Origin of the sequence: Bradyrhizobium canariense, assembly GCF_019402665.1 — a bacterium.
GTDB classification, from domain to species: domain Bacteria; phylum Pseudomonadota; class Alphaproteobacteria; order Rhizobiales; family Xanthobacteraceae; genus Bradyrhizobium; species Bradyrhizobium canariense.
In genome coordinates this window covers 32,655-53,699 of sequence record NZ_VSST01000079.1, presented here as the reverse complement: position 1 = coordinate 53,699, position 21,045 = coordinate 32,655, and the positions used below count along the sequence as shown (strand labels likewise).

At 64.0% G+C, this 21,045-nt stretch carries 16 protein-coding genes; 6 read left to right on the top strand and 10 right to left on the bottom strand.

Features of this window, described 5'->3' with window-relative positions; translation table 11 throughout:
- Window positions 1-69 precede the first annotated feature (69 nt).
- Entirely contained in the window at window positions 70-996 is a 927-nt protein-coding gene (gene ispH, locus FXB41_RS33710; RefSeq protein ID WP_219684809.1) for a 4-hydroxy-3-methylbut-2-enyl diphosphate reductase, read from the top strand.
- A 35-nt stretch (window positions 997-1,031) separates the two neighbouring features.
- Window positions 1,032-2,192: an adenosyl-hopene transferase HpnH gene (hpnH, locus tag FXB41_RS33705; protein ID WP_007593619.1), complete on the top strand. Its 1,161-nt coding sequence runs from the start codon at window positions 1,032-1,034 to the stop codon at window positions 2,190-2,192.
- A gap of 166 nt (window positions 2,193-2,358) precedes the next feature.
- Here hpnH and FXB41_RS33700 read toward each other — a convergent pair whose 3' ends face one another.
- From FXB41_RS33700 to FXB41_RS33675, 6 genes are all read right to left on the bottom strand, one after another.
- Window positions 2,359-3,108 carry a phosphorylase gene (locus FXB41_RS33700; protein ID WP_007593620.1) on the bottom strand — a complete coding sequence of 250 codons (750 nt, stop codon included), beginning with the start codon at window positions 3,106-3,108 and terminating at the stop codon, window positions 2,359-2,361.
- Complete coding sequence (gene shc / locus FXB41_RS33695) at window positions 3,105-5,072, bottom strand: squalene--hopene cyclase (protein ID WP_219684808.1); 1,968 nt, start codon at window positions 5,070-5,072, stop codon at window positions 3,105-3,107. Before shc ends, FXB41_RS33700 begins: the two co-directional genes overlap by 4 nt.
- Before the next feature lie 76 nt (window positions 5,073-5,148).
- On the bottom strand, window positions 5,149-6,402 hold the full coding sequence (hpnE, locus tag FXB41_RS33690; RefSeq protein WP_007593622.1) for a hydroxysqualene dehydroxylase HpnE: 1,254 nt from the start codon (window positions 6,400-6,402) through the stop codon (window positions 5,149-5,151).
- The gene (gene hpnD / locus FXB41_RS33685) at window positions 6,402-7,241 is read right to left on the bottom strand and encodes a presqualene diphosphate synthase HpnD (protein ID WP_007593625.1); all 840 of its coding nucleotides are present in this window, start codon (window positions 7,239-7,241) and stop codon (window positions 6,402-6,404) included. The genes hpnE and hpnD overlap by 1 nt, the downstream gene beginning before the upstream one ends.
- Window positions 7,231-8,115, bottom strand: a complete 885-nt coding sequence (hpnC, locus tag FXB41_RS33680) for a squalene synthase HpnC (protein ID WP_219684807.1) — start codon at window positions 8,113-8,115, stop codon at window positions 7,231-7,233. Before hpnC ends, hpnD begins: the two co-directional genes overlap by 11 nt.
- Window positions 8,116-8,309: 194 nt before the next feature.
- The gene (locus FXB41_RS33675; protein ID WP_007593627.1) at window positions 8,310-8,543 is read right to left on the bottom strand and encodes a hypothetical protein; all 234 of its coding nucleotides are present in this window, start codon (window positions 8,541-8,543) and stop codon (window positions 8,310-8,312) included.
- 461 nt (window positions 8,544-9,004) lie between these two features.
- Between FXB41_RS33675 and FXB41_RS33670 the strand changes: the two genes are divergently transcribed.
- Entirely contained in the window at window positions 9,005-9,502 is a 498-nt protein-coding gene (locus FXB41_RS33670; RefSeq protein WP_219684806.1) for a hypothetical protein, read from the top strand.
- Between the two features lie 123 nt (window positions 9,503-9,625).
- Here the strand turns inward: FXB41_RS33670 and FXB41_RS33665 are convergent, their stop codons facing one another.
- The 4 genes from FXB41_RS33665 to FXB41_RS33650 form a co-directional block, all read right to left on the bottom strand.
- The gene (locus FXB41_RS33665) at window positions 9,626-11,989 is read right to left on the bottom strand and encodes an efflux RND transporter permease subunit (RefSeq protein WP_007593629.1); all 2,364 of its coding nucleotides are present in this window, start codon (window positions 11,987-11,989) and stop codon (window positions 9,626-9,628) included.
- 206 nt (window positions 11,990-12,195) lie between these two features.
- Entirely contained in the window at window positions 12,196-12,981 is a 786-nt protein-coding gene (gene eutC / locus FXB41_RS33660; protein WP_219684805.1) for an ethanolamine ammonia-lyase subunit EutC, read from the bottom strand.
- 6 nt (window positions 12,982-12,987) lie between these two features.
- Complete coding sequence (locus FXB41_RS33655) at window positions 12,988-14,574, bottom strand: B12-binding domain-containing radical SAM protein (protein WP_219684804.1); 1,587 nt, start codon at window positions 14,572-14,574, stop codon at window positions 12,988-12,990.
- 152 nt (window positions 14,575-14,726) lie between these two features.
- On the bottom strand, window positions 14,727-16,109 hold the full coding sequence (locus tag FXB41_RS33650) for an ethanolamine ammonia-lyase subunit EutB (RefSeq protein ID WP_219684803.1): 1,383 nt from the start codon (window positions 16,107-16,109) through the stop codon (window positions 14,727-14,729).
- A 220-nt stretch (window positions 16,110-16,329) separates the two neighbouring features.
- Here FXB41_RS33650 and FXB41_RS33645 point away from each other — a divergent pair, with 220 nt between their 5' ends.
- From FXB41_RS33645 to FXB41_RS33635, 3 genes are all read left to right on the top strand, one after another.
- Window positions 16,330-18,069, top strand: a complete 1,740-nt coding sequence (locus FXB41_RS33645) for a methyl-accepting chemotaxis protein (RefSeq protein ID WP_219684820.1) — start codon at window positions 16,330-16,332, stop codon at window positions 18,067-18,069.
- Window positions 18,070-18,614: 545 nt separating this feature from the next.
- The gene (locus FXB41_RS33640; RefSeq protein ID WP_219684802.1) at window positions 18,615-18,929 is read left to right on the top strand and encodes a hypothetical protein; all 315 of its coding nucleotides are present in this window, start codon (window positions 18,615-18,617) and stop codon (window positions 18,927-18,929) included.
- Between the two features lie 101 nt (window positions 18,930-19,030).
- Window positions 19,031-21,001 carry an AI-2E family transporter gene (locus FXB41_RS33635; protein WP_376707529.1) on the top strand — a complete coding sequence of 657 codons (1,971 nt, stop codon included), beginning with the start codon at window positions 19,031-19,033 and terminating at the stop codon, window positions 20,999-21,001.
- The last annotated feature ends 44 nt before the right edge of the window (window positions 21,002-21,045 follow it).

Genomic DNA, 21,045 nt, shown 5'->3' with positions numbered 1-21,045 from the left:
CATTGGTTCGTATCGGGGTGTCCCCTGAACTTGAGAGCGGATTGGTGCAACTTGCGTGATGGGCGTCCAATGGAAGTTTATCTGGCGCAACCGCGCGGCTTTTGCGCGGGGGTGGTACGTGCGATCGAGATCGTGGAACGGGCGCTGGAGAAGTACGGCCCGCCCGTCTACGTGCGCCATGAGATCGTGCACAATAAGTACGTCGTCGAGAGCCTGAAGAACAAGGGCGCGATCTTCGTCGAGGAACTGTCGGAGGTGCCGCCGAAGGCTGTGACGGTCTTCAGCGCTCATGGCGTCGCCCGCAGCGTCGAGGAAGAAGCGGCCGCGCGCGACCTTCCGGTGCTCAATGCCACCTGCCCCCTGGTCACGAAAGTTCACAATCAGGGGAAGCGCTACATCGCCAGGGGCCGCACCCTGATCCTGATCGGCCATGCCGGCCACCCCGAGGTCGAAGGTACGATGGGCCAGGTTCCCGCCCCCGTACTGTTGGTCCAAAGCGTTGAAGAGGTTAAGGCCCTTGAGCTGCCGGCGGATACGCCAGTGGCCTACATCACCCAGACCACCCTGTCTGTGGATGACACAAAGGACATCATTTCGGCCCTGCAGGCCCGCTTTACAGATATTCAAGGCCCGGATATCCGGGATATCTGCTATGCGACACAGAACCGCCAATCTGCGGTAAGGGACTTGAGCAAGCTGGTCGACGTGATCTTGGTGGTGGGCGCTGCCAATAGCTCGAATTCGAACCGGCTCCGCGAAATCGGCACTGAGGCCGGTGTCGCGAGTTATCTGATTGCCGACGGCAGCGCGCTCAATCCGGAGTGGTTGAAAGATGCCAGAACCGTCGGTGTCACGGCCGGCGCTTCGGCGCCCGAGGTACTCGTGGATGACGTGATCGAAGCGATGCGGCGGATCGGACCGGTCAAGGTCTCGGTGCTTCCGGGCCGCGAGGAAAACATCGAATTCCGGCTTCCGGCCCAACTGGCTGCGAGCTGACCCACCCGAATTTCAAGCCCAGAAAGAAACTTGTAATGGCTATCCCCTTCTTCAAGGAAATGCGTATCGGCGGCTATTTGATCAAGCAGAAGCTGCTTGGCCGCAAGCGCTATCCGCTCGTGCTGATGCTGGAGCCGCTGTTCCGCTGCAACCTCGCCTGCGTCGGCTGCGGCAAGATCGACTATCCGGATGCGATCCTCAACCGCCGCATGACCGCACAGGAGTGCTGGGACGCGGCCGACGAGTGCGGCGCGCCGATGGTCGCCATCCCCGGCGGCGAGCCGCTGATCCACAAGGAGATCGGCGAGATCGTGCGCGGCCTCGTGGCGCGCAAGAAGTTCGTCTCGCTCTGCACCAACGCTCTGCTGCTCGAGAAGAAGCTCGATCTGTTCGAGCCCTCGCCCTACCTGTTCTTCTCCGTGCACCTCGACGGTCTGAAGGAGCACCACGACAAGGCGGTGTCGCAGAAGGGCGTGTTCGACCGCGCCGTCTCCGCGATCAAGGCGGCCAAGGCCCGCGGCTTCACCGTCAACGTCAACGCCACCATCTTCGACGGCCATCCGGCCGAGGAGATCGCCAAGTTCTTGGATCTCACCGTCGAGCTCGGCGTCGGCGTCTCGATGTCTCCGGGCTACGCCTATGAGCGGGCGCCCGACCAGGAGCACTTCCTCAACCGCACCAAGACCAAGAAGCTGTTCCGCGACGTCTTTGCGATGGGCAAGGGCAAGAAGTGGAATTTCATGCATTCCGGCCTGTTCCTGGACTTCCTCGCCGGCAACCAGGAATACGAGTGCACGCCCTGGGGCATGCCCGCGCGCAACATCTTCGGCTGGCAGAAGCCCTGCTATTTGCTCGGTGAAGGCTACGCAAAAACCTTCAAGGAGCTGATGGACACCACCGACTGGGAGACCTACGGCACCGGCAAGTACGAGAAGTGCGCCGACTGTATGGCCCATTGCGGCTACGAGCCGACCGCGGCGACCGCGGCCATCAACAATCCGCTGAAGGCAATGTGGGTGTCGCTGCGCGGGATCAGGACCACGGGTCCGATGGCCCCGGAGATCGACATGAGCAAGCAGCGCCCGGCGCAGTACATCTTCTCCGCGGAAGTGCAGAAGCGCCTGTCGGAGATCCGCAAGGACGAGGCCGCCGCCGCGCAGGAGAAGGCGGCGCGGAAGGCTTCCACCGCCGCGTAAGCGCGACGCCCGCCCGGATGGAGCGCAAGCGAAATCCGGGACGGCCCCTCTGCTTTGAAGACGTCGGATTGCGCTCCGCTCCATCCGAGCTACGCACACCGAAATAGAAAAGGCCCGATTGCCAATGGCGACCGGGCCTTTTGTTTTTAGTGATCGCAGAAACCGCTCAGGCTGCCTCAGAGACCAGCGCCTCGCTCTCCACGAGCTCGGTACCAATCAAATAGTCGCGGCAACCGCGCAAGCTGCGCAGCGCGCGGTTGAAGTCGAGGCCGGTCGAGACCAGTCCATGCAGCGCGGTCGGATTGCGCACGATGCCGCGCAGCACGGCCAGCACGTCGATCTGGCCGTTCGGCTTGATGGCGGCGCGGGCGAGCGCCGGCAGCGCGCGATGGGCGGGATCGCTGATGACGCGGACCGCGGCGAACGGCAAGCCGGCTTCGGCGGCGTAGGCGGCCGCGATGTGGCTTTCCATGTCGACGGCGGCAGCTCCGGTCTCCGAATGCAGCGCCGCCTTGCAGGAGCGCCTCGTGACCACTTCCTCGGCACCGGCGAGGCTGCCGCGCACCACGCGGCGACGCCCCGACGTCAGGCGGTCGATCAGGTCGTCCCCGAGCGAGAGGCCAGCGGCCCAGCGGGTGTCGCCCGCGAGCACCTCGGTCGCCAGCACGACGTCGCCGGAGCGCAGCGTCGGGTCGAGCCCGCCGGCCACGCCGAACGAGATCACACCGCGAATCGTCTCGGGATCCAGCACCGTCAACAGCGCCCGCAACTGGGTCGGGCTGCTCGACGAACAGATCACCGCCATTCCGGGCCCGGCCGCGATGCGGGCCTCCTGAACCAATCCAGTCACGATCAATATCGGCCTCGGATCAACGGTTTGACCCGCGGTAAGATAGTCCCCCGTCCCCAAAGTCACATTCCGACCCCTACCACCCTGCTGTTGGTGTTCCGCAAGTTCCGATACCGCGCCAACGCCCACAGCGGGAAGAACTTCGGGTAACCATGGTACCGTAGATAGAATACACGGGGAAAGCCTGTGGCGGTGTACCGCTGTTCGTCCCACAGTCCTTTTTCGTTCTGTGTTGCAATCAGGTACTCCACCCCGCGGGCGACGGCCGGGTGATCAACCTCGCCAGCAGCCATCAAGGCAAGCAAGGCCCATGCCGTTTGCGATGCGGTCGAGGGGGCGGCTTCCCAGCCTCGGTAGTCCAGCCGGTAGCTGACGGCATCCTCGCCCCAGCCGCCGTCCTGATTCTGGATCGAGGCCAGCCAGCCGGCGGCTTTCCGGATCATGGGGTCGTCATGGCGGACGCCGGCCATGTTGAGGGCGCACAGCACCGACCAGGTTCCATAGATGAAATTCATGCCCCAGCGGCCGTACCAGGACCCTTCCGGGTGCTGGGTCTTGCGGAGGTAGGCGACGCCCTCGGCGACATGCTTGCTGGTGTTCGCGGTCTCGCCGAGCTGGGCCAGCATCGAGATGCAGCGCGCGGTGACGTCCTCGGTCGGCGGGTCGAGCAGCGCGCCATGGTCGGAGAACGGGATGTTGTTCAGATAATATTCGAGGTTGTTGACGTCGAAGGCGGCCCAGCCGCCGTCGTCGCTCTGCATGCCCTCGATCCACTCCCGGGCACGCTCAATCGCGGCGTCATAGCCGGTCGCACCGTGCTCCCGGCGCATCCGGTCCATCGACATCACCACCACCGCGGTGTCGTCGAGATCGGGATAATGGGCGTTGTTGTACTGGAAGGCCCAGCCGCCCGGGCGCACGTCGGGCCGCTTCACCGCCCAGTCGCCCTTCACCTCGAGCTCCTGCTTCGGGATCAGCCAGTCGAGACCCTGCTTGGCCGCGGGCACCGCTCTGTCACCGCCGGCTTCGAGCAGCGCGTGGGCGGTCAGCGTCGTGTCCCACACCGGCGAGACGCAGGGCTGGCAATAGGCCTCGTCGTCCTTGATCACGAGCAGCTTGTCGATACCCCGGCGCGTGATCGCGCGCGGCGGATAGGTCTCATCCTTGCCGAGCGCGTCGTACATCATGACGATGTTGGCCATCGGCGGATAGATCGCGCCCATGCCGTCCTCGCCGTTCAACCGCTCCTCGGTGAAGGCGAGCGCGGCATCGATCGCGCGCTTGCGCAGGCTCTTGGGAAACATCGGCTCGACCACGCGCAAAATGCCGTCGAGCGCGCGGAACAGCACGAACCAGGCCATGCTCTGGTGCGGCGCCTTGGCCGTCATGCCAATCGAGCGCGGATCCTGCAGGAACAGCTCGTCGATGCCGACACCCTTGGGATTCTTCGCCCGTGGCTTCAGCGCGGCGATGACCATCAGCGGCACCATGGTGGTGCGTGCCCAGTAGGAGATCTTGTTGATGTGGAACGGCGACCAGAACGGCAGCAGCACGATCTCGATCGGCAGCACCGGTACCGCGCGCCAGGTCACGACGCCAAACATCGCAAGCATGAAGCGCGTGAAGACGTTGCTGTGAATGGCGCCGCCGCGGGAATGGATCGCCTCGCGCGCACGCACCATGTGCGGCGCGTCGATGGAATCCCCGATCATCTTCAACGCGAAATACGCCTTCACGCTGGCGCTCATGTCGAACTCGCCATCATGCACCAGCGGCCAGCCGCCATGGACGCCCTGAACGCGGCGAAGATAATTGGCGATCTTGGCTTCGAGCACGGCATCGACCGGCTCGGCGAGATAATGGCGCAGCAGCACGTATTCGGCCGGAATCGTGCAATCGGCCTCGAGCTCGAACACCCAATGCCCGTCGGATTGCTGGAAGCCGAGGACCCCTTCGGTGGCCGACGCAATGCTCGATTCCAAGTTCCCGAATTCTTGGGCTTCGCGGCTGGTCGCGTTCACGGAATCCATCTCGCTCGATTGCTCCGATAGTCGATTGAATTGGCCGAAATTGACCGGGACAAATACCCGTCAGGGCCGCCTGTCACTATCCCTTGGCGGCCAGAACCAGATCGGCGGCGCGATCACCGGATCGGACCGATCCCTCGATGGTTGCAGGCAATCCCGTAGCAGTCCAATCGCCTGCAAGAAACAGGTTTTTCAGCGCAGTGACCGGCCCTGGACGCAGGGCATTCTGCGCCGGCGTCGCCGCGAATGTGGCACGGCGCTCGCGCACGATCTGCCAAGGGGGCAGCTCGCCGGACACACCGCCCGCCTTGCACACGTCGTTCCAGATCGCCTGCGCGAGTTCCTCGCGCGGCATCTCGACCAGACGGTCGCCGTTGCTGATGGTGACGGACAGCCGGTTCGGGAACGCAAACAGCCATTCCACGACGCCGCCGATCACGCCGAGGATCGGAGCCGATCCCGCTGGCGGCTCAACGCGGAAATGCGCATTCACGATGGCGCGGAATTCGGTCGGCGTCTTCAGGCCCGGCAGCAGGTTGGAGGCAGCGCGCGGCGGTACCGCCATCACGACGACGTCGCCCTCGCCGATCTGGATCACATCTTCGCCGCCGAAATTCAGCGCGCCGACCTTGCCGTCATGGGTCGCAAACGAGCGCAGCTCATGGCCGAGCTGAACGCTGTGCCCGCGCTCCTGCAGGAACGTCACGGCAGGCTCGATCAGCACCGCGCTGAGCCCGTCGCGCGCGATCAGGGGACGGCAGGCCTGCCCGCCGGCGAGCAGCGTCTCGCGCACGATCGCGCCGGCAAGCCCAGCTGAGCCTTCGGGTGGATCGACGTTGAGCGCCGCCAGCAGCAGCGGCTGCACCAGGCGCTGATAGAGCACGCCCTCGCAGGGAATGGACTTGCCGACCAGCGTCTCTTCCGATGCCCAGATCAGCGGCGCCAGCTTCAGGTAATCGGTCAACCCGGTGTCGGGGACGCGGCGGCTCTCGTCGAGCACCCAGGTCGGGAGCCGGCCGTCGCCGAGGTCAATCTGCCAGCGCTGCCCGGTCGTGAGGTCGACAAAGGGAAACTGCGCGCGCTCCGGACCGACGAGGCCCGCTTCAGTGCCGATCGAGCGCGCGTAGGCGCGCGCATGGCTGTTGCCGGACAGCAGCAGATGGTTGCCGTTGTCGATAGTGAGATTGGTGGCGCCGTCGAAATAAGAACGGCAGCGGCCGCCGGCCTGCTGGGTCGCCTCGTGCACGGCGACCTTGAAGCCGGCATTGGCAAGCCGCACGGCGGCGGAGAGGCCGGAAATTCCAGCGCCAATGATGTGAGCTGTTTTTTGCATCAGATGAGAGCGTATCGGAGCAGGATGGCGATGCGTGTGATCTTCGACACACGCACCGGCTCACGCGGCGCGTTGAACCCGCGCGCGATCAGAAGATCCAGAATGGCATGATAGTATTTCGACATCATCCGGGGCGCGCGCACCGCGCGGCGCCGATTGCGGTTCATGATCTCGTCCGACTTCTCGAAATACACCTTTGCGCGCTGCGCCAGCGGCAGGCAGACCTTCGGCAGCGCGCGCTCGACGATCACGCGGTCCGGATCGTTGGAAGTGATGCCGGCATGCAGCAGCGCTTCGCGCGGCAGATAGAGCCGGCCGAGGCCCGCGTCCTCGTCGATGTCGCGCAGGATGTTGGTGAGCTGGAGCGCGCGGCCGAGATGATGGGCGAGCTCGATGCCGTCTTCTTCCGGCAGGCCGAAGACGCGGACCGACAGCCGCCCCACGGCACTCGCGACGCGATCGCAGTAGAGATCCAGCGTCGCCATGTCGGGCGCGCGGATGTCCTGCGGCACGTCCATCTCCATGCCGTCGACGATCGCGAGGAAATCCTCGCGCTTGAGGCCGAAGGTCTTCACCGAGGCGACGTAGTCCTTCAGCCGTGGCGGCGGATTGCCCTGGTAGAGCGCATCGATGTCGTTGCGCCACGCCTGAAGGGCGGCGAGCCGCTCGTCGCGCGGTCCGTCGGAATCGGCGATGTCGTCGACCTGGCGGCAGAAGCTGTAGATCTGGAACATCGCTTCGCGCTGGTCATGCGGCAGGATGCGCATCGCGGCGTAAAACGAACTGCCGGATGCGGTCGAGCCATAATTGGCGCCGGGCGAGGTCGCCTCAAGCGTCATGTGCAGTCCCCGGTCTTGAAATGGCCTTGCGTCCGACCGCGCGGCGGCCGACTTCGCCGATCATGCCGGCGAGGCTGAAGGTGAGGAGCTCGAGCTTGTTCAGGTGCACGCGCTCGCGCAGGGGATCGCGCACCTTCAACAGGCGCACAATGCGGTCGGCATAAGCCTGGATCACCGAGACCTCGATGCCGAGGCGGAAATCCCTGATCTCCGCAGCTAGCGACCTGCCCTCGTCGAGCAGCGCTTCGTTGCGCACGGCGAGAGCCTGAAGGCAGGCCAGCATCGCCGGTGGGGATTGCGCCAGTCCGAGCTGCTCGACCGAGGCGCCACTCGCAGCCAGCGCATCGCGCGGCAGATAGACGCGGTTGAGCTCGCGGAAATCCTTGCCGCAATCCTGGAGATGGTTGTTGATCTGCAGCGCTGCACAGAGCGCATCGGACGCGGCCCAGGTCGAGGTGCTCTCACCATGGACGTCGAGCATGAAGCGGCCGACCGGCATCGCCGAGTAGCGGCAATAATGGATGACCTCGTCCCAATTCTCGTAGCGCAACTTGGTCACGTCCATGCGGAACGCGATGAGCACGTCGAGCGCGTGGCGCGGCGCCATACCGCGTTCGGCCAGTGCGTGCCGCAGGCTGACGGCCTCGGCCTGGGTGTCGCCTTTGCCGAGCAATTCCGCCTCGAGCAGGTCGAGATAAGCCAGCTTCTCGTCCGGCGGCAGCGTGGCGTGGTCGGCGATGTCGTCGGCGGTGCGGACGAAATTGTAATACGCCAGGATCAGCGCGCGATGACGCGGATGAATGATCCAGGACGCGACGGGAAAATTCTCGTCGCGCTCACCCTTGCCGGATCGCAATTCGCTCGCAGAGGTCATCGAGGGCTGGTCTACAATCGTTTGGACAGGAAGGGCTTTTTCGCTCGCGCTAGCCCGTGCGGGCGATGCCGCCGCGGCCCCCATATAGGGGAATACGGCCGCAAAACCAATCCTGTCTCTCGATGGCTGCCCTTTGCGGATCAGGCCCGAAAAGGCGGCCCCGGAGGCCGCCTTTTGTGGGCCAGTGGCCGAGCTTACTGGTTGTGGTTCTTCAGGACCTGATCGCAGGCCTGCGAAATCTTGGCCCGGTTCTCCTTGAGGCAGGCCAGGATGGTGAAATCGCCCTGGTCGATGACCGGACGGCAGAGCTTCTGCACATCGCGCGAGCAGGCCTTCTGCTCGGCGTCCGTGCCGCGCCCTTGCTGGGCGAACGCTGCGGTCGAGAGGGAGGCCGACAGCAAGGTGAGAGCGACGAGAAGCTTACGCATTGTATTCCTTCATTCTGACGGCAGAATCGCACCAATCCCGGACAGCACAGGGCGACGACCGGAACGGATTGTTCTGATGGCAAGTCGCCGCGGGAGTAGCGGCCTCGGAGAAGGCACAAGCACTGGCAAATGCGGCCAAATTGGCGCCACGTCCACCAGATCAGGTCTTCCCTGCGCCTTCTGTGACAAATGTAAGAGACTGATACTACGTCATAATTCGGGTACGCCGCGTTTTGCTGCGCACCTGTTGCAGAGCTGCATCTCTACATCCCGCCATGGGCCCCAGAAACATGCCGAAACGCAGAGAATCCGGAGGCCAATCATGGCAAGTGCGCTTCGCGATGCCGACATGTGGGCGGCCGGCCATTGAACCTGACACAGGCTCGGAACACTAAACCTTCGATGTGGCGAGACGTCCTTGGTGACAAGCGGACGTCGTTCCAAAACGGGATATTTTGAAGATGAATTTTTTTGGGCGATCTGAACTGGCAATCAAGGCGGCCGGCATCGGCGCTGTGCTGCTGTTCTCGGTTTCGGCAAGTCAGGCTCAGTCGTCCGGACCGTTTGCAGGTTTCGAGGGCGCATGGACCGGCACGGGTACGGTGTCGCTGTCCGACGGCTCCACCGAGCGCATCCGTTGCAAGGCCGACTACAAAGTTGCCGGCACCGGTCTCAGCCTCAAGCAGGCGTTGCACTGCGCGTCCGACAGCTACAAGTTCGACCTCACCAGCGACGTGACCAGCCAGGGCGAGCGGATCTCCGGCAATTGGAGCGAGACCAACCGCAACATCTTCGGCAATCTGCAAGGCACCGCCGGTGGCGGCCAGATCGAGGTGTTCGTCGAGGCCAACGGCTTTGCCGCCAATTTGTCGCTGCGCACCAACGGCACCAAGCAAACGGTGCAGATCTCATCCAAGGGCGAGATTCGCGGCGTCAACATCACGATGACGAAGGGCTGACGGCTCTTACCGCTTCGAAAGCAACAAGCCCCGGTTCTCGCGAACCGGGGCTTTGTTGTTTTCGGGAGACGCGGCGCAATCGCCCGGACCGCGCCGATTCGAGTGTCTGATGAACGAAGCCGTTCAGATCGCCGGCTTGTCGCCCTGAAGCTTGGCGTGCAGATTGATCAACCACATCGCCGTCGGCCGCAGGATGAAGAGGTCGGCGACGAGCGCCATCACCATCGAGAAGGCGCTGAGCCAGCCGAACAGCCGTAGCGACGGCAGGTCGGAGAACACCGTGACGACGAGACCGCAGGCCAGCACCAGCGTGGTCAGGATCAAGGCCGGGCCGACCAGCACGGTGGCGCGCTCCACCGCGAGCGCCGAGCCGACGCCCGGCTTGCTCTCGAGCCTGAGGCGGTTGAGGAAATGGATGGTGGCGCTTAAGCCGAGGCCGAACGAAACGGTCAGAGCCACGACGCTGGCGAATTGCAGTCCCTCACCCATCGCCCACAGCACCGTTCCCGACATCACAACGGGGAAGATGCCCGGCAGGATGCAGGCGAACATCACCACCCAGGAACGGAAGGCCAGGCCGATGAAGATCGCGACCAGCGCGAATTCGACGGTCAGCCCGCGGTTGAGCTTCTCGATCATGCCGGCCGAGTTGCGCGCGGCAATCGCGGCAAGACCCGTGACCGCCACTTCATAGCCGGGATGCTTCTTGCGCACGGCGTCGAGCTCGGTATCGAGCTTGTCGACGATCGGAAGGAGCTGGCTGGAATCCTTGTCCGGCACGCGACCTGCGACCACGACGGCGTCCTGCTCGGCATCGATGAACCGGCGCACCAGATGCTCCGGAATGACGCTGACATATTCTTTCAGCGTCGCGACGTCGGCGCTGCCGGCCTTGTCCGCAAGCCAGCGGCGCAGGGTCTCGACCGACCAGACATTGCCGACACCGGCTGCCTTCTCCACCGTCGCGTGCACATCCGCGATGGTCTGCAGCGTCTCCGGCGAATAGAGCGATTCACCCTTGGGGAACTGGATCAGAACGTTGACCGGGTTGGCGCCGGTGAGCTTGGCGTCGAGCCGGTCGCTGGCGGCGACCGCCTGGCGCTTGTCCGGCACCTGGTCGGCGAGCCGGTAGCGCGGCTCCAGATTTGCGTAGATGACGCCGAGGCCCGCCACGAACACCACCGCGATCAGGCTGAACAGGCCAGGACGGCCCACCATGCGCACCGCGATCCAGTAGCAGAAATTACGCAGCGCCTGCACGCCGGCATCCGCGCTCTGGAACTTGGTCGCAAAGACCTTCTCGTTGCGCACCAGCAGCACGCCGAACACCGGCACCAGCGACAACACCGCGACCAGCGCGATGATGGTGGCGGCGAGACCCGCCTCGCCAAACTTGCGGATCAGATCGGAGTCGGAGAACTGGAGCGCGATGAAGGAAATGCCGGCGGTGCCGTGCGTCAGCACGCAGGCCGGTCCCACCACCAGCACCGCGTTCTTGAACGCGGTGAACTTGTCCTGGCCCGCGATCAGCCGGTCGCGCGCGGCGAAGGTGAGCTGCATCGAGTCCGAGAAGCTGATGACCATGATGAGCGGCGTCATCACGTTCAGGAACATGTTGAGGTTGAAATTGGCCCAGCCGAGCGCGCCGAGCGCCAGCAGGATCGCAATCATCGGCGGGAACGCCGCCGCCACCATGAACGAGATCTTGCGGAAGAAGATGATGGCGATGACACAGCCGGCGAGAATGCCGAGGATGTTGTAGGTGAGCCCGTCGCGCTCGACCGCGTTGCGGATCTCGAGCTGCATCACCGGCACGCCGGAAAGCTGCACGTTGAGGCCGGTGTCGCCGAGGTCTTCCTTCATCAGCGCGCGGATGTCGGCGACGGTCTTGGTCAGCTTGTTGGAGGCGACCACCTCCGGATCGAGCGAAAGCACGATCAGCGCCAGCGTGCCGTCCTCGGACAACAACTTGCCGCGGATGATCTCGTTGGCTTTGACGCCCTCGATGAACTTGTCATAGGCCGCGCCCTCGGGCAGCTCGGGCGGGAACAGCGCGGCGGGAAGCTTGCCCGGCGCCGGCGCCTGACGCGCGGAGAACAGCGAGACCAGTCCGCGCGTACCCTCGACCAGCTGCATGTCGGTGACGAAGTCGCGCAGCTTCTCGAGGTTGTTCCGCGCCAGCAGGGTCTTGCCCTCGACTACGACGAGGACGTCGAATTCTTCGGCCGGGAACTTTTTAGTCACCGCTTCGTACTGGCGGAATTCCGGCGTGTTGGACCGGAACAGCTGCGACAGCGAATCGTCGATCTTGATCCGATGGATGCCGAACACGGCGCCGACGATCAGGACGAGCAGGACGATGCAGGAGACGATGGGCGCCCGGACGGCGAACAGCCCGATGCGCTCCAGCCCGAAGGCGATCGAGGACGCAGGTCCCTGCTCGACCTTGTCGACATGAACCTCACTCTCGCTGTGCTTTTCGAGCATGCCTTGTCCAGTTCCTAAATCGGCTCGGGTCTGTGAGCTTGTCGCGCCCCGCGAACGGCTTGAAAATGCCATACCAATGGGAGGCTTGCCCTTTGAAAATGCGCAGAAAATCGCCGCGAGGGGTTTAGCAGGTCAATCGCCCTTCTCGCAAGCAGGCGGAGTGTGGCCGAATCGATCAAGATGTGGCGATTTTGCCTTAATGCCCTTCATTCGGGCAAAGCCGTGCCAATTCGACGCGGCGCGCGGTCTGCGCTGTCGTCCTTCAGCGCCACACCGGTCACCTCCCGCGCGAGCCCCTCGCGGACCAGCCAGGCGATCTTGAAAGCAGCCTCGTCATAGCTCAACCCGGCCTTGTGGATGTTCGACACGCAATTGCGCTCGGCATCGGTGCGGCCCGGCTTCGGGGCGAAAGTCAGATAGGCGCCGAGACTGTCGGGCGCCGACACGCCCGGCCGCTCGCCGATCAGCGTCGCGACCATGCGCGCGCCGAGAATGGCGCCGATCTCGTCGCCGAGCGCGACACGCGCGCCTGAGGCGACCACGACATGGCCGATCGCGACACCATCGCCGGCTGCGAGCAACGGCAGCAGGCGAATCACCAGCGCGGCCGCATGGGCGTGGACCGCCGCAGCCGACAGCCCATCGCCAATCACGACCGCGAGTTGGCACGGCTCCGAGGCGCTCCGCGCCAGAGCCTCGACTGATCCGGCATCCAGCCGTCTGCCCAGATCGGGCCGCCGCAAATAGTCCCTGCGGTCGACCGCCCGGCTGTTCGCCTCGGTGACGACGAGGCCGAGCGCGCGGAGATCCGCGACCAGCCGCGGCGCATCGAACACGGCATGCACGGCATCGCGGGCGCGGGCATGGTCCAACGTGAAATCGAGCAGTGCCCGCGTCGGCAGGCTCGCGCCGCTGCGCCCGAGCGCGACGCGCGCAGGCGTGAGCGACCGCAGATCGAGGGTCGGACGACGCGGGATGGCCGGATCAGACATGTTGTGTCATTCGGCGGGGACGGAGGCCTCGCGTAGCCGGATCGAATAGTTCGAGGCGTTCTGCTGGCCGGTCGAGGCCGCCCGCGCAAAGGTGATGAGATGGTGCGCGATCAGAGTGCAGCCGATCAGACCTTCGAGGTCGCCGCGCTTGATGCGGCCCAGCGCGAACTTCCAGAACACGCGCTTGTAGTCGCCGAGCACGCCGACCTTCCAGAAGATGTTTCGCAGCATGACGAGGCCGCGCCTGATGTTGGGCCAGGTCTTCATCTCGTCCGGCGTCGGCATCTTCAGGCGATGCACGTAAACGTGGTCGCATTGATACTGGAAGCGCGCGTAGACCTTCTCGGGCTCGTAGGCGACGGCCATGGCGTGTTTCCAGGATGCGACGACGTCGTCGTAGGGCAACAGGAAGTTGACATTGGAATCGCGGCCGTCGTCCTCGACCAGGCGTCCCTCGCGCTCCAGACGGTCCCATAGCGGCGTCTTCGGCAGCGCCTGAAGCAGGTTGATCGTGAGCAGCGGAATCCGGGAGTCCTCGACGAAGGCGAGCAGCGCCTCCGAAGTGTTCGGCTTATCGGTGTCGAGCCCCATGATGATGCCGGACACGACCTCCATGCCGTAGGAGTTGATGGTTTGCACGCCCTCGAGGATCGGGACCATCATGTTGTGGTCCTTGTGCATCGCCTTCAGCGCATCGGGATCGGGCGTCTCGATGCCGCAGAAGATGGTGACGAAATAGGCCTCGCGCATCTTCTCGAGGATTTCCGGCCGCTTGGCGATGTTGAGCGTCGCCTCGCAGGCGAGCCGCACCACGTAGCCGGTCCTCTTCTGCCATTCGATCAGATGCGGCAGGAGGTCCAGCGCCGCCTTGCGGTTGCCGATGAAATTGTCGTCGACGAAATAGACCGTGTCGGTCATGCCGCATTCGCGCAGGCGGTCGAGTTCGGCGATGATCTGCTCGGGCGATTTGATCCGCGGATTGCGGCCGTACAGCCCGGGGATGTCGCAGAACTCGCACTGATACGGACAGCCGCTGGAATACTGGATGCTGCCGAGGAAGTATTTCTTCACGTCGGCGAGTTCGTAGGCCGGGATCGGAAACTCCGTCATCGGCACGCGGTCTTTGGTGGTCAGAACCACCTGGGTCTCGGGACGCGAGATATCGCGCGACAGTATTTCGAGCAGCTGATTGGTGGCGTCGCCGAGCTCGCCGACATGGAGATAGTCGAACGACGGATAGTAATCCGGGCAGGCGCTGACGGAGGGACCGCCAAGCGCGACCGGCAGGTCGAACTCATGGGCGCGGCGGCAGATGTCGTTCATCTGCTGGCGCTGGATGTGCATGCCGCTGACGAAGACCGCCTCCGCCCATTCGAACTCTTCCCTTGTCGTACGGCGAAGGTTCTCATCGACGAATTTGACCTGCCACTCCTCCGGCAGATAGGCGGCAAGCAGCAAAAGTCCCTGCGGCGGCATGAAGGCGCGGACGCCATCGGTCAGGGGGTAGGAATGCTCGAACGTCCCGAACGACGATGTGTATCGCGGAAACACGCAGAGAATCCGCCGGGACGTCCCGTTACTTTCAGCTCGCATCAAAGCTCCCCCGCCACGCTCGACTTAGCTGCGGAAATTGCCAGACAGCCACATAGCGTAATGCTGCCGCCGGAATTTCTCAATATTGTGGCATGAGCATAATTCCCGAGGGCACCAATGGTTTCCTCGGGCCGCCGGGTGCTTCCGCCGCGTCACGCGATCAGCCGGGAGGCAAAATCGGGCAGCAGGCCTGCATCGCCGGCAAGACGGAAATCGGCGCCCGCAATGCCGGACCGCACCAGCCAGTCGTCGAATTCCGGCGCGCGGCGCAGTCCGAAGACGTCGCGGACATAGAGCGCGTCGTGAAAAGACGTGGACTGATAGTTCAGCATGACGTCATCGGCGCCGGGGACACCCATGATGAAGGTGACGCCGGCGGCAGCGAGCAACGTCAGCAGATTGTCCATGTCGTCCTGGTCCGCCTCGGCGTGATTAGTGTAGCAAATGTCAATCCCAAGCGGCAGGCCGAGCAGCTTGCCGCAAAAGTGATCCTCCAGCCCGGCCCGGATGATTTCCTTGCCGTCGTAGAGATATTCCGGGCCGATGAAGCCGACCACGCTGTTGACCAGGAGGGGCGCAAAGGCGCGGGCCACCGCATAGGCGCGCGCCTCGCAGGTCTGCTGGTCGACGCCGTGATGGGCGTTGGCCGATAGCGCCGAGCCTTGCCCGGTCTCGAAATACATCACGTTCTGCCCGACCGTGCCGCGCCTCTGCGACAATCCGGCCTCGTGCGCCTCCTTGAGAAGCGCGAGGTCGATACCAAAACTGCGGTTGGCAGCCTCAGTGCCGGCGACCGACTGGAACACGAGGTCGACCGGCGCCCCCTGCCCGATCAGCGACAGCGTCGTGGTGACATGGGTCAGCACGCAGCCCTGTGTCGGAATCTTCAGCCGCGCGATGACCTCGTCGAGCAGCCGCAGCAATTGGCCGATCACGGCCGGGTCGTCGCTCGCCGGGTTGATGCCGATGCAGGCATCGCCGGCGCCGAGCAGGATGCCATCGAGGATGGAGGCGGTGATGCCCCTGGCGTCGTCGAAGGGATGGTTGGGCTGGAGCCGGGTGCTCATCCGGCCCTTCAGGCCGATGGTGTTGCGGAAAGCGGTGGTGACCTCGCATTTCCGCGCCGCCAGGATCAGATCCTGGTTGCGCATCAGCTTCGAGACCGCGGCGGCCATCTCCGGGGTGATGCCGCCGGCCAGCTTGCGCAAGATTTCGGGTGTCGCGGCGTCCGATAGCAGCCAGTCGCGAAAGGCGCCGACCGTCAGCGAAGCCACCGGCGCGAAGGCCTTGGCGTCGTGGCTGTCGATGACGAGGCGGGTGACCTCGTCGGTCTCATAGGGGATGACGGCTTCCTGCAAGAACTGCCCGAGCGGGACGCCGGCCAGCGCCATCCGCGCCGCGATCATCTGTTCGGCACTGGCGGCGGCGATCCCGGCCAGGCGGTCGCCGGAGCGCGGCGGCGTCGCCTTGGCGAGCAGGTCGCGCAAATCCGGGAACGTGTAGGTCGTGGCGTCGATGGTGTGGCGGTAGACCAAGGGTCTCTCCGGGGTTCGTCGGCCAGTGACCGAGTCCAGCACGATCCCAAGACTATACCTTCAGATCAAGACGCTGAAATATCTACCTTTCCTTCGACCGAGGGCGAAGGGCGCCAAACCCGGCGTTAACGCCGCGTCCATCTTCATTCTGCATAGTTTTGCAATAATTTGCACGACCGCGCTCTCCGGCCGCTCCCGGCCATTCGGGCCCCTGAAAACCATGACAACTGACCGACCTGGGAATGCCACCGGCCTCGCCGGCCGCTTCACGCTTGCCAACAAGCTCTACGCCATCTTCGCGCTGTTCGCGCTTCTCACGGCGGCGATCGCGATGCTGTCCGACTACAACAGCCGCCGCGGCGCCGAGCTGACCACCGCGATCGAGACCGCGAACGCCGCCGCGCTGAACGTCGAGCGGGTCAACTCGCTGGTCTATGCGGTCGTGATGGAATCGCGCGGCGTCTACATGTCGACTGAACCGGCCGTGGTGAAGAAGTACGGCGAGGGCCTGCTCAAGTTCAACGCCCAGATCCTTGACGTCGTGAAGCGCTGGGAGACCATCGTCAAGGCTGACGATGCCGAGCAGTTCGCCACGTTCAAGAAGCGCATCGAGCAGTTCGTCGAGTTTCGCAAGGAGCTGGTGCGCCGCGGCGTCGAGATCAATGCGGCCGCGGGCCGCGAATGGGGCGACAACGACGCCAACCGCGCCGTGCGCTCGGCGCTGAACAAGGATCTCGAGGCGCTGTCCAAGGTCTATGCCGAGCGTGCAAGGCAAATCGCGCACGAGACCGAGACCAATCGCACCCTGTCCTTGGTCCTGACTTGCCTCGCCGGCGTGGCGCTCGCCCTCGTCGTGATCGGCATCGTCATCATCGCCCGTTCGATCGCACGCCCCCTCTCCGCCATCACCGCGACCATCAAGCAGGTCGCTGACGGCGCCGAGAACGTCGTGGTGCCCCACTCTGACCGGGCCGACGAGATCGGCGCACTGGCACGCGCGATCCAGATCTTCCAGGACGCGATGGAGCGAAACCGCAATCTCGCCTCGCAGGTCTCGCAGGACTCCGCCGCGCGCGAGGAGCGCGCCCGCCACATCGAACAATCCGTCGACGCGTTTCGCGAGGCGATCGGCGCGATCATGCGCGGCCTCAGCGACAACGCCTCCGTCATGCGCGAGACGGCGCAGACCATCACCCGCGTCACCGCGGACGCGAGCAGCCGCGCCGGCACGGCGGCGAACGCCACCGAACAGGCCTCGCACAACGTTACGGCGGTGGCAGGCGCGGCCGAGGAGCTATCTGCGTCGGTGGTGGAGATCGGCCGGCAGGTGCGGCAATCCGCCGGCGCGGTCGAGCAGACCGGCCAGCGCACCGAGAAATCGATCGCCGAGATCGAGAGCCTGGCCGCAGCCACGCAACGCATCGACGGCGTGCTCAGCCTGATCCAGGCGATCGCCGAGCAGACCAATCTGCTCGCGCTCAATGCCACCATCGAGGCCGCGCGCGCGGGCGATGCCGGCCGCGGCTTTGCCGTCGTCGCGCATGAAGTCAAGGCGCTCGCGGGGCAGACCGCGAAGGCGACGGCCGACATCAGCGAAAACGTCTCGATGATCCAGTCCTCCACCCGCAACGCGGTCGACGCCGTCCGCGAGATCGGCGGCGCAGTGCGCGAGATCAACGACGTCACCTCGGCGATCGCCGGCGCCATCGGCCAGCAGGACGCCGCCACGCGCGAGATCTCGTCCAACGCGCAATCGGCGGCCCAAGGCAACGAGACCCTCGTCGCCAACATCAGCTCGCTCCGCGACGCCATCGGCGAGACCGACACTGCGGCCTCCTCGGTGCTGACGGCTGCGAGCAGCGTGACCGAGACGGCGGAGACGCTGTCGCGCGAGGTGGAGAAGTTCTTCCAGAACCTGCGCTCGGGCGCAGCGGACGGCCGCGTCGCCAAGGCCGGATGAAGACGTCCATCGCGAGCGCCGCCGGCGGTCGTCCACCAAAAAAAGCGAAACAACCCCATGCACAGTAGCCGAGGCCAGCGATTTCAATGGCCTGGCCACCGACCAGATCTCCTGCGGATTTTACGAATCCCCTTGCTCCGTCGGGCAAAACAGGGGCATGATGTCAATGTTGGAGCTTTCCGCGCCGGGCCGGCAGATAGTGGGAAGCCCAACGTTGGCTGAGGCCGCCTCTCATCGCTTACCGTTGATGAACAGGACGTCGGGATCCGGCGCTACAGGGCGTTGGAGCGAGAGGTGACCGATCCGCCTGCCGCCGTTCTGCTCCACGACATCGTCCAGCCGATCTTCACAGAGTTCGCGCGATGGCTCTCTCCGCAACCACATCTTCCAAGTCATAGTCGCCAATCATGGCGAGGTGATCCGTCTTTCGGGCACGGGGACGTCTGCAAACACCGTGTCGGCAGTTGACGATATTCTCGTCGGCGTGGAACCATTGGGTTCCCAGTCTATTGCCTCATTGACGCATCACATTTTGGAGAAACACCATGAAATTTCTAACAGCCACTCTGGTGGCCGCAGCAAGCACCCTTCTCATGACCGCTGCTTCTGCAGCTCCGCTTTCCCTCAACCTGACCGCCACCCCGGACAGCAACGTTCAAAACGTGCGCATGGTCTGCAATGAAGACGGTCGTTGCTGGCGCGAGCGCGGCGAACGCCGTGTTATCATCCGCGAAGGGCGCGATTCCTACGGATATGCGCCTCGCGAGCGCTACATCGAGCGGCGCGGCTATGAAGAGCGCAGCGGCATCGGCTTCCGCGCTCCCGGCGTGAGCGTCGGGATCGGCACCGACCGCTACTGAGATACAAATCCTGTGAACCAAAGCCGCGGAGCAATCCGCGGCTTTTTTGAACTCGCTGGACGTCGACGAACTCGCCGCTTTTCGCGGCCTAGCGAGGAGCTGTGATCAGGCAGCCATTCAAAGCACGAACACCGGAAGAACTGATTTCCCTATTGAGCGCCGTGGCGATGGCCATTCTCGCCGCGATCATTGTCATGGTGCTGTATTATGGTCGCGAGATCATCATACCCATAGCGCTGGCCGTCTTGCTCAGCTTCGTGCTGGCGCCTCTGGTTCGACTGGTTCAGCGTCTGCGCATCCCGCGCAGTTTGGCTGTGGTGAGCGTGGTCGTGATCGCCTTCGCATTCATATTTGCGATGGGCAGTCTCCTCGCTACCCAACTCGCTCAGCTGGCCGGCGATTTGCCGCGATATCAGTCCACAATCAGCGAGAAGATCCAATCCTTCCGTGAGACCACCGCCGGTCGAGGCACGCTCGAGCGGGCTTCCAGCATGTTGAAGGACCTCAGCAAAGAGCTCGACAAGCCCAAGGAGGCCGCGAATTCGTTGGGGACCATAGCAGCTCCGAAAGCGGCCGCGCCAAGGCCGGTTCCTGTGGAAGTGCTTCAGCCCGATCCCGGCGCGCTGGAGAGCTTGCAAACGCTGATTTCACCATTGCTTCATCCGCTCGCAACGACCGGGATCATCGTCATATTCGTGATCTTCATTTTGCTTCAGCGCGAGGATCTTCGTAATCGTCTGATCAGGCTGGCCGGTTCGGATGACCTGCAGCGCACCACGGCTGCCCTTGATGACGCGGCGAGCCGCCTCAGCCGGCTCTTCCTGATCCAGCTTCTCGTGAACGGGAGTTTTGGCATCATCATCGGAATGGGTCTCTGGCTGATCGGCGTTCCAAGCGCGATCCTGTGGGGCATTCTGGCAGCAGTGCTGCGCTTCGTGCCTTACATCGGGGCGGTCATCGCCGCCGCCTTTCCTCTCGCTCTCGCGGTTGCGGTCGATCCAACCTGGACGATGCTGCTTTGGACGATCGCGCTGTTCGTGGTGGTAGAGCCCGTCGTCGGCCATGTGCTGGAGCCGATGGTCTATGGACACAGCACGGGACTGTCGCCCGTAGCCGTTGTGGCTTCTGCGACGTTCTGGACGGCGCTTTGGGGGCCGATCGGCCTCGTTCTGGCGACACCCCTTACGGTGTGTCTGGTCGTGCTGGGCCGCCATGTCGAGCGCCTGGAGTTCCTGGACGTCATGTTTGGAGACCGACCAGCGCTCTCTCCGCCTGAGATATTCTATCAGCGGATGCTCGCCGGCGATCCGACAGAAGCATCTGCAAAAGCCGAGGAGTTCTTGAAGGAGCGATCTCTCAGCTCCTATTACGACGAAGTCGCCTTGCGAGGACTGCAGCTGGCTCAAGCGGATGCCGAGCGCGGCGCTCTGGATCCCGACCGGCTGACCAAAATCAGGGATGCGGTCCAGGAATTTGCCAATAACATTTCGGAGCAGGATGAGCGTCCGCCGCAGAAGGTCAACCCGACCACAGATGTCGAAGCTACATCTGCCATCGAGGGCGTGGCTGAGGACGCGCCTTATGAGAGTCTGCGGGTTCTGCGCAAGGAGGACTTGCCTTCTGAATGGCAAGGCGATCATCCCGTGCTCTGCCTGGCTGGACGAAATCCGATCGACGAAGCCGCTGCGATCATGCTGGCTCAACTGACGGGGGCGCATGGCTTGTCCGCGCGAGTCGAAGCGGCGGAAGCGCTATCGACGGCGAATATCTTCCGGCTGGAGACCGCCGGGGTCGCGATTGTCTGTCTTGTCTATATGGACGCAAGTAGTCCTGCCCATATGCGTTACTCGGTGCGACGGCTTCGCCGTAAATTGCCGAAGGCTACAATCATTCTGGGTTGCTGGATGAAGGACATCGGCCCAGTGGCGCTGGAAAGCCTGCGGGAAGGTGCCAAGGCGGATCTGGCTGCTGCAACCCTGGGCGGGGCGCTTAAACTCTGCATAGAGGCCACGGGTGTGGACTCCCTTGGCACAGTCGCTGAAGGCCAGATTTCGAAGATCACGGCCGCTTAGGAGTTTGTTGGCCTAGGCATAGCTGCTTCAGCCAACGATGCGCC

Coding starts and splice junctions, on each gene's coding strand:
- ispH (WP_219684809.1), top strand. CDS start 70: ATGGAAGTTTATCTGGCGCAACCGCGCGGCTTTTGCGCGGGGGTGGTA.
- hpnH (WP_007593619.1), top strand. CDS start 1,032: ATGGCTATCCCCTTCTTCAAGGAAATGCGTATCGGCGGCTATTTGATC.
- shc (WP_219684808.1), bottom strand. CDS start 5,072: ATGGATTCCGTGAACGCGACCAGCCGCGAAGCCCAAGAATTCGGGAAC.
- hpnE (WP_007593622.1), bottom strand. CDS start 6,402: ATGCAAAAAACAGCTCACATCATTGGCGCTGGAATTTCCGGCCTCTCC.
- hpnD (WP_007593625.1), bottom strand. CDS start 7,241: ATGACGCTTGAGGCGACCTCGCCCGGCGCCAATTATGGCTCGACCGCA.
- hpnC (WP_219684807.1), bottom strand. CDS start 8,115: ATGACCTCTGCGAGCGAATTGCGATCCGGCAAGGGTGAGCGCGACGAG.
- FXB41_RS33675 (WP_007593627.1), bottom strand. CDS start 8,543: ATGCGTAAGCTTCTCGTCGCTCTCACCTTGCTGTCGGCCTCCCTCTCG.
- FXB41_RS33670 (WP_219684806.1), top strand. CDS start 9,005: ATGAATTTTTTTGGGCGATCTGAACTGGCAATCAAGGCGGCCGGCATC.
- FXB41_RS33665 (WP_007593629.1), bottom strand. CDS start 11,989: ATGCTCGAAAAGCACAGCGAGAGTGAGGTTCATGTCGACAAGGTCGAG.
- eutC (WP_219684805.1), bottom strand. CDS start 12,981: ATGTCTGATCCGGCCATCCCGCGTCGTCCGACCCTCGATCTGCGGTCG.
- FXB41_RS33655 (WP_219684804.1), bottom strand. CDS start 14,574: ATGCGAGCTGAAAGTAACGGGACGTCCCGGCGGATTCTCTGCGTGTTT.
- FXB41_RS33645 (WP_219684820.1), top strand. CDS start 16,330: ATGACAACTGACCGACCTGGGAATGCCACCGGCCTCGCCGGCCGCTTC.
- FXB41_RS33640 (WP_219684802.1), top strand. CDS start 18,615: ATGAAATTTCTAACAGCCACTCTGGTGGCCGCAGCAAGCACCCTTCTC.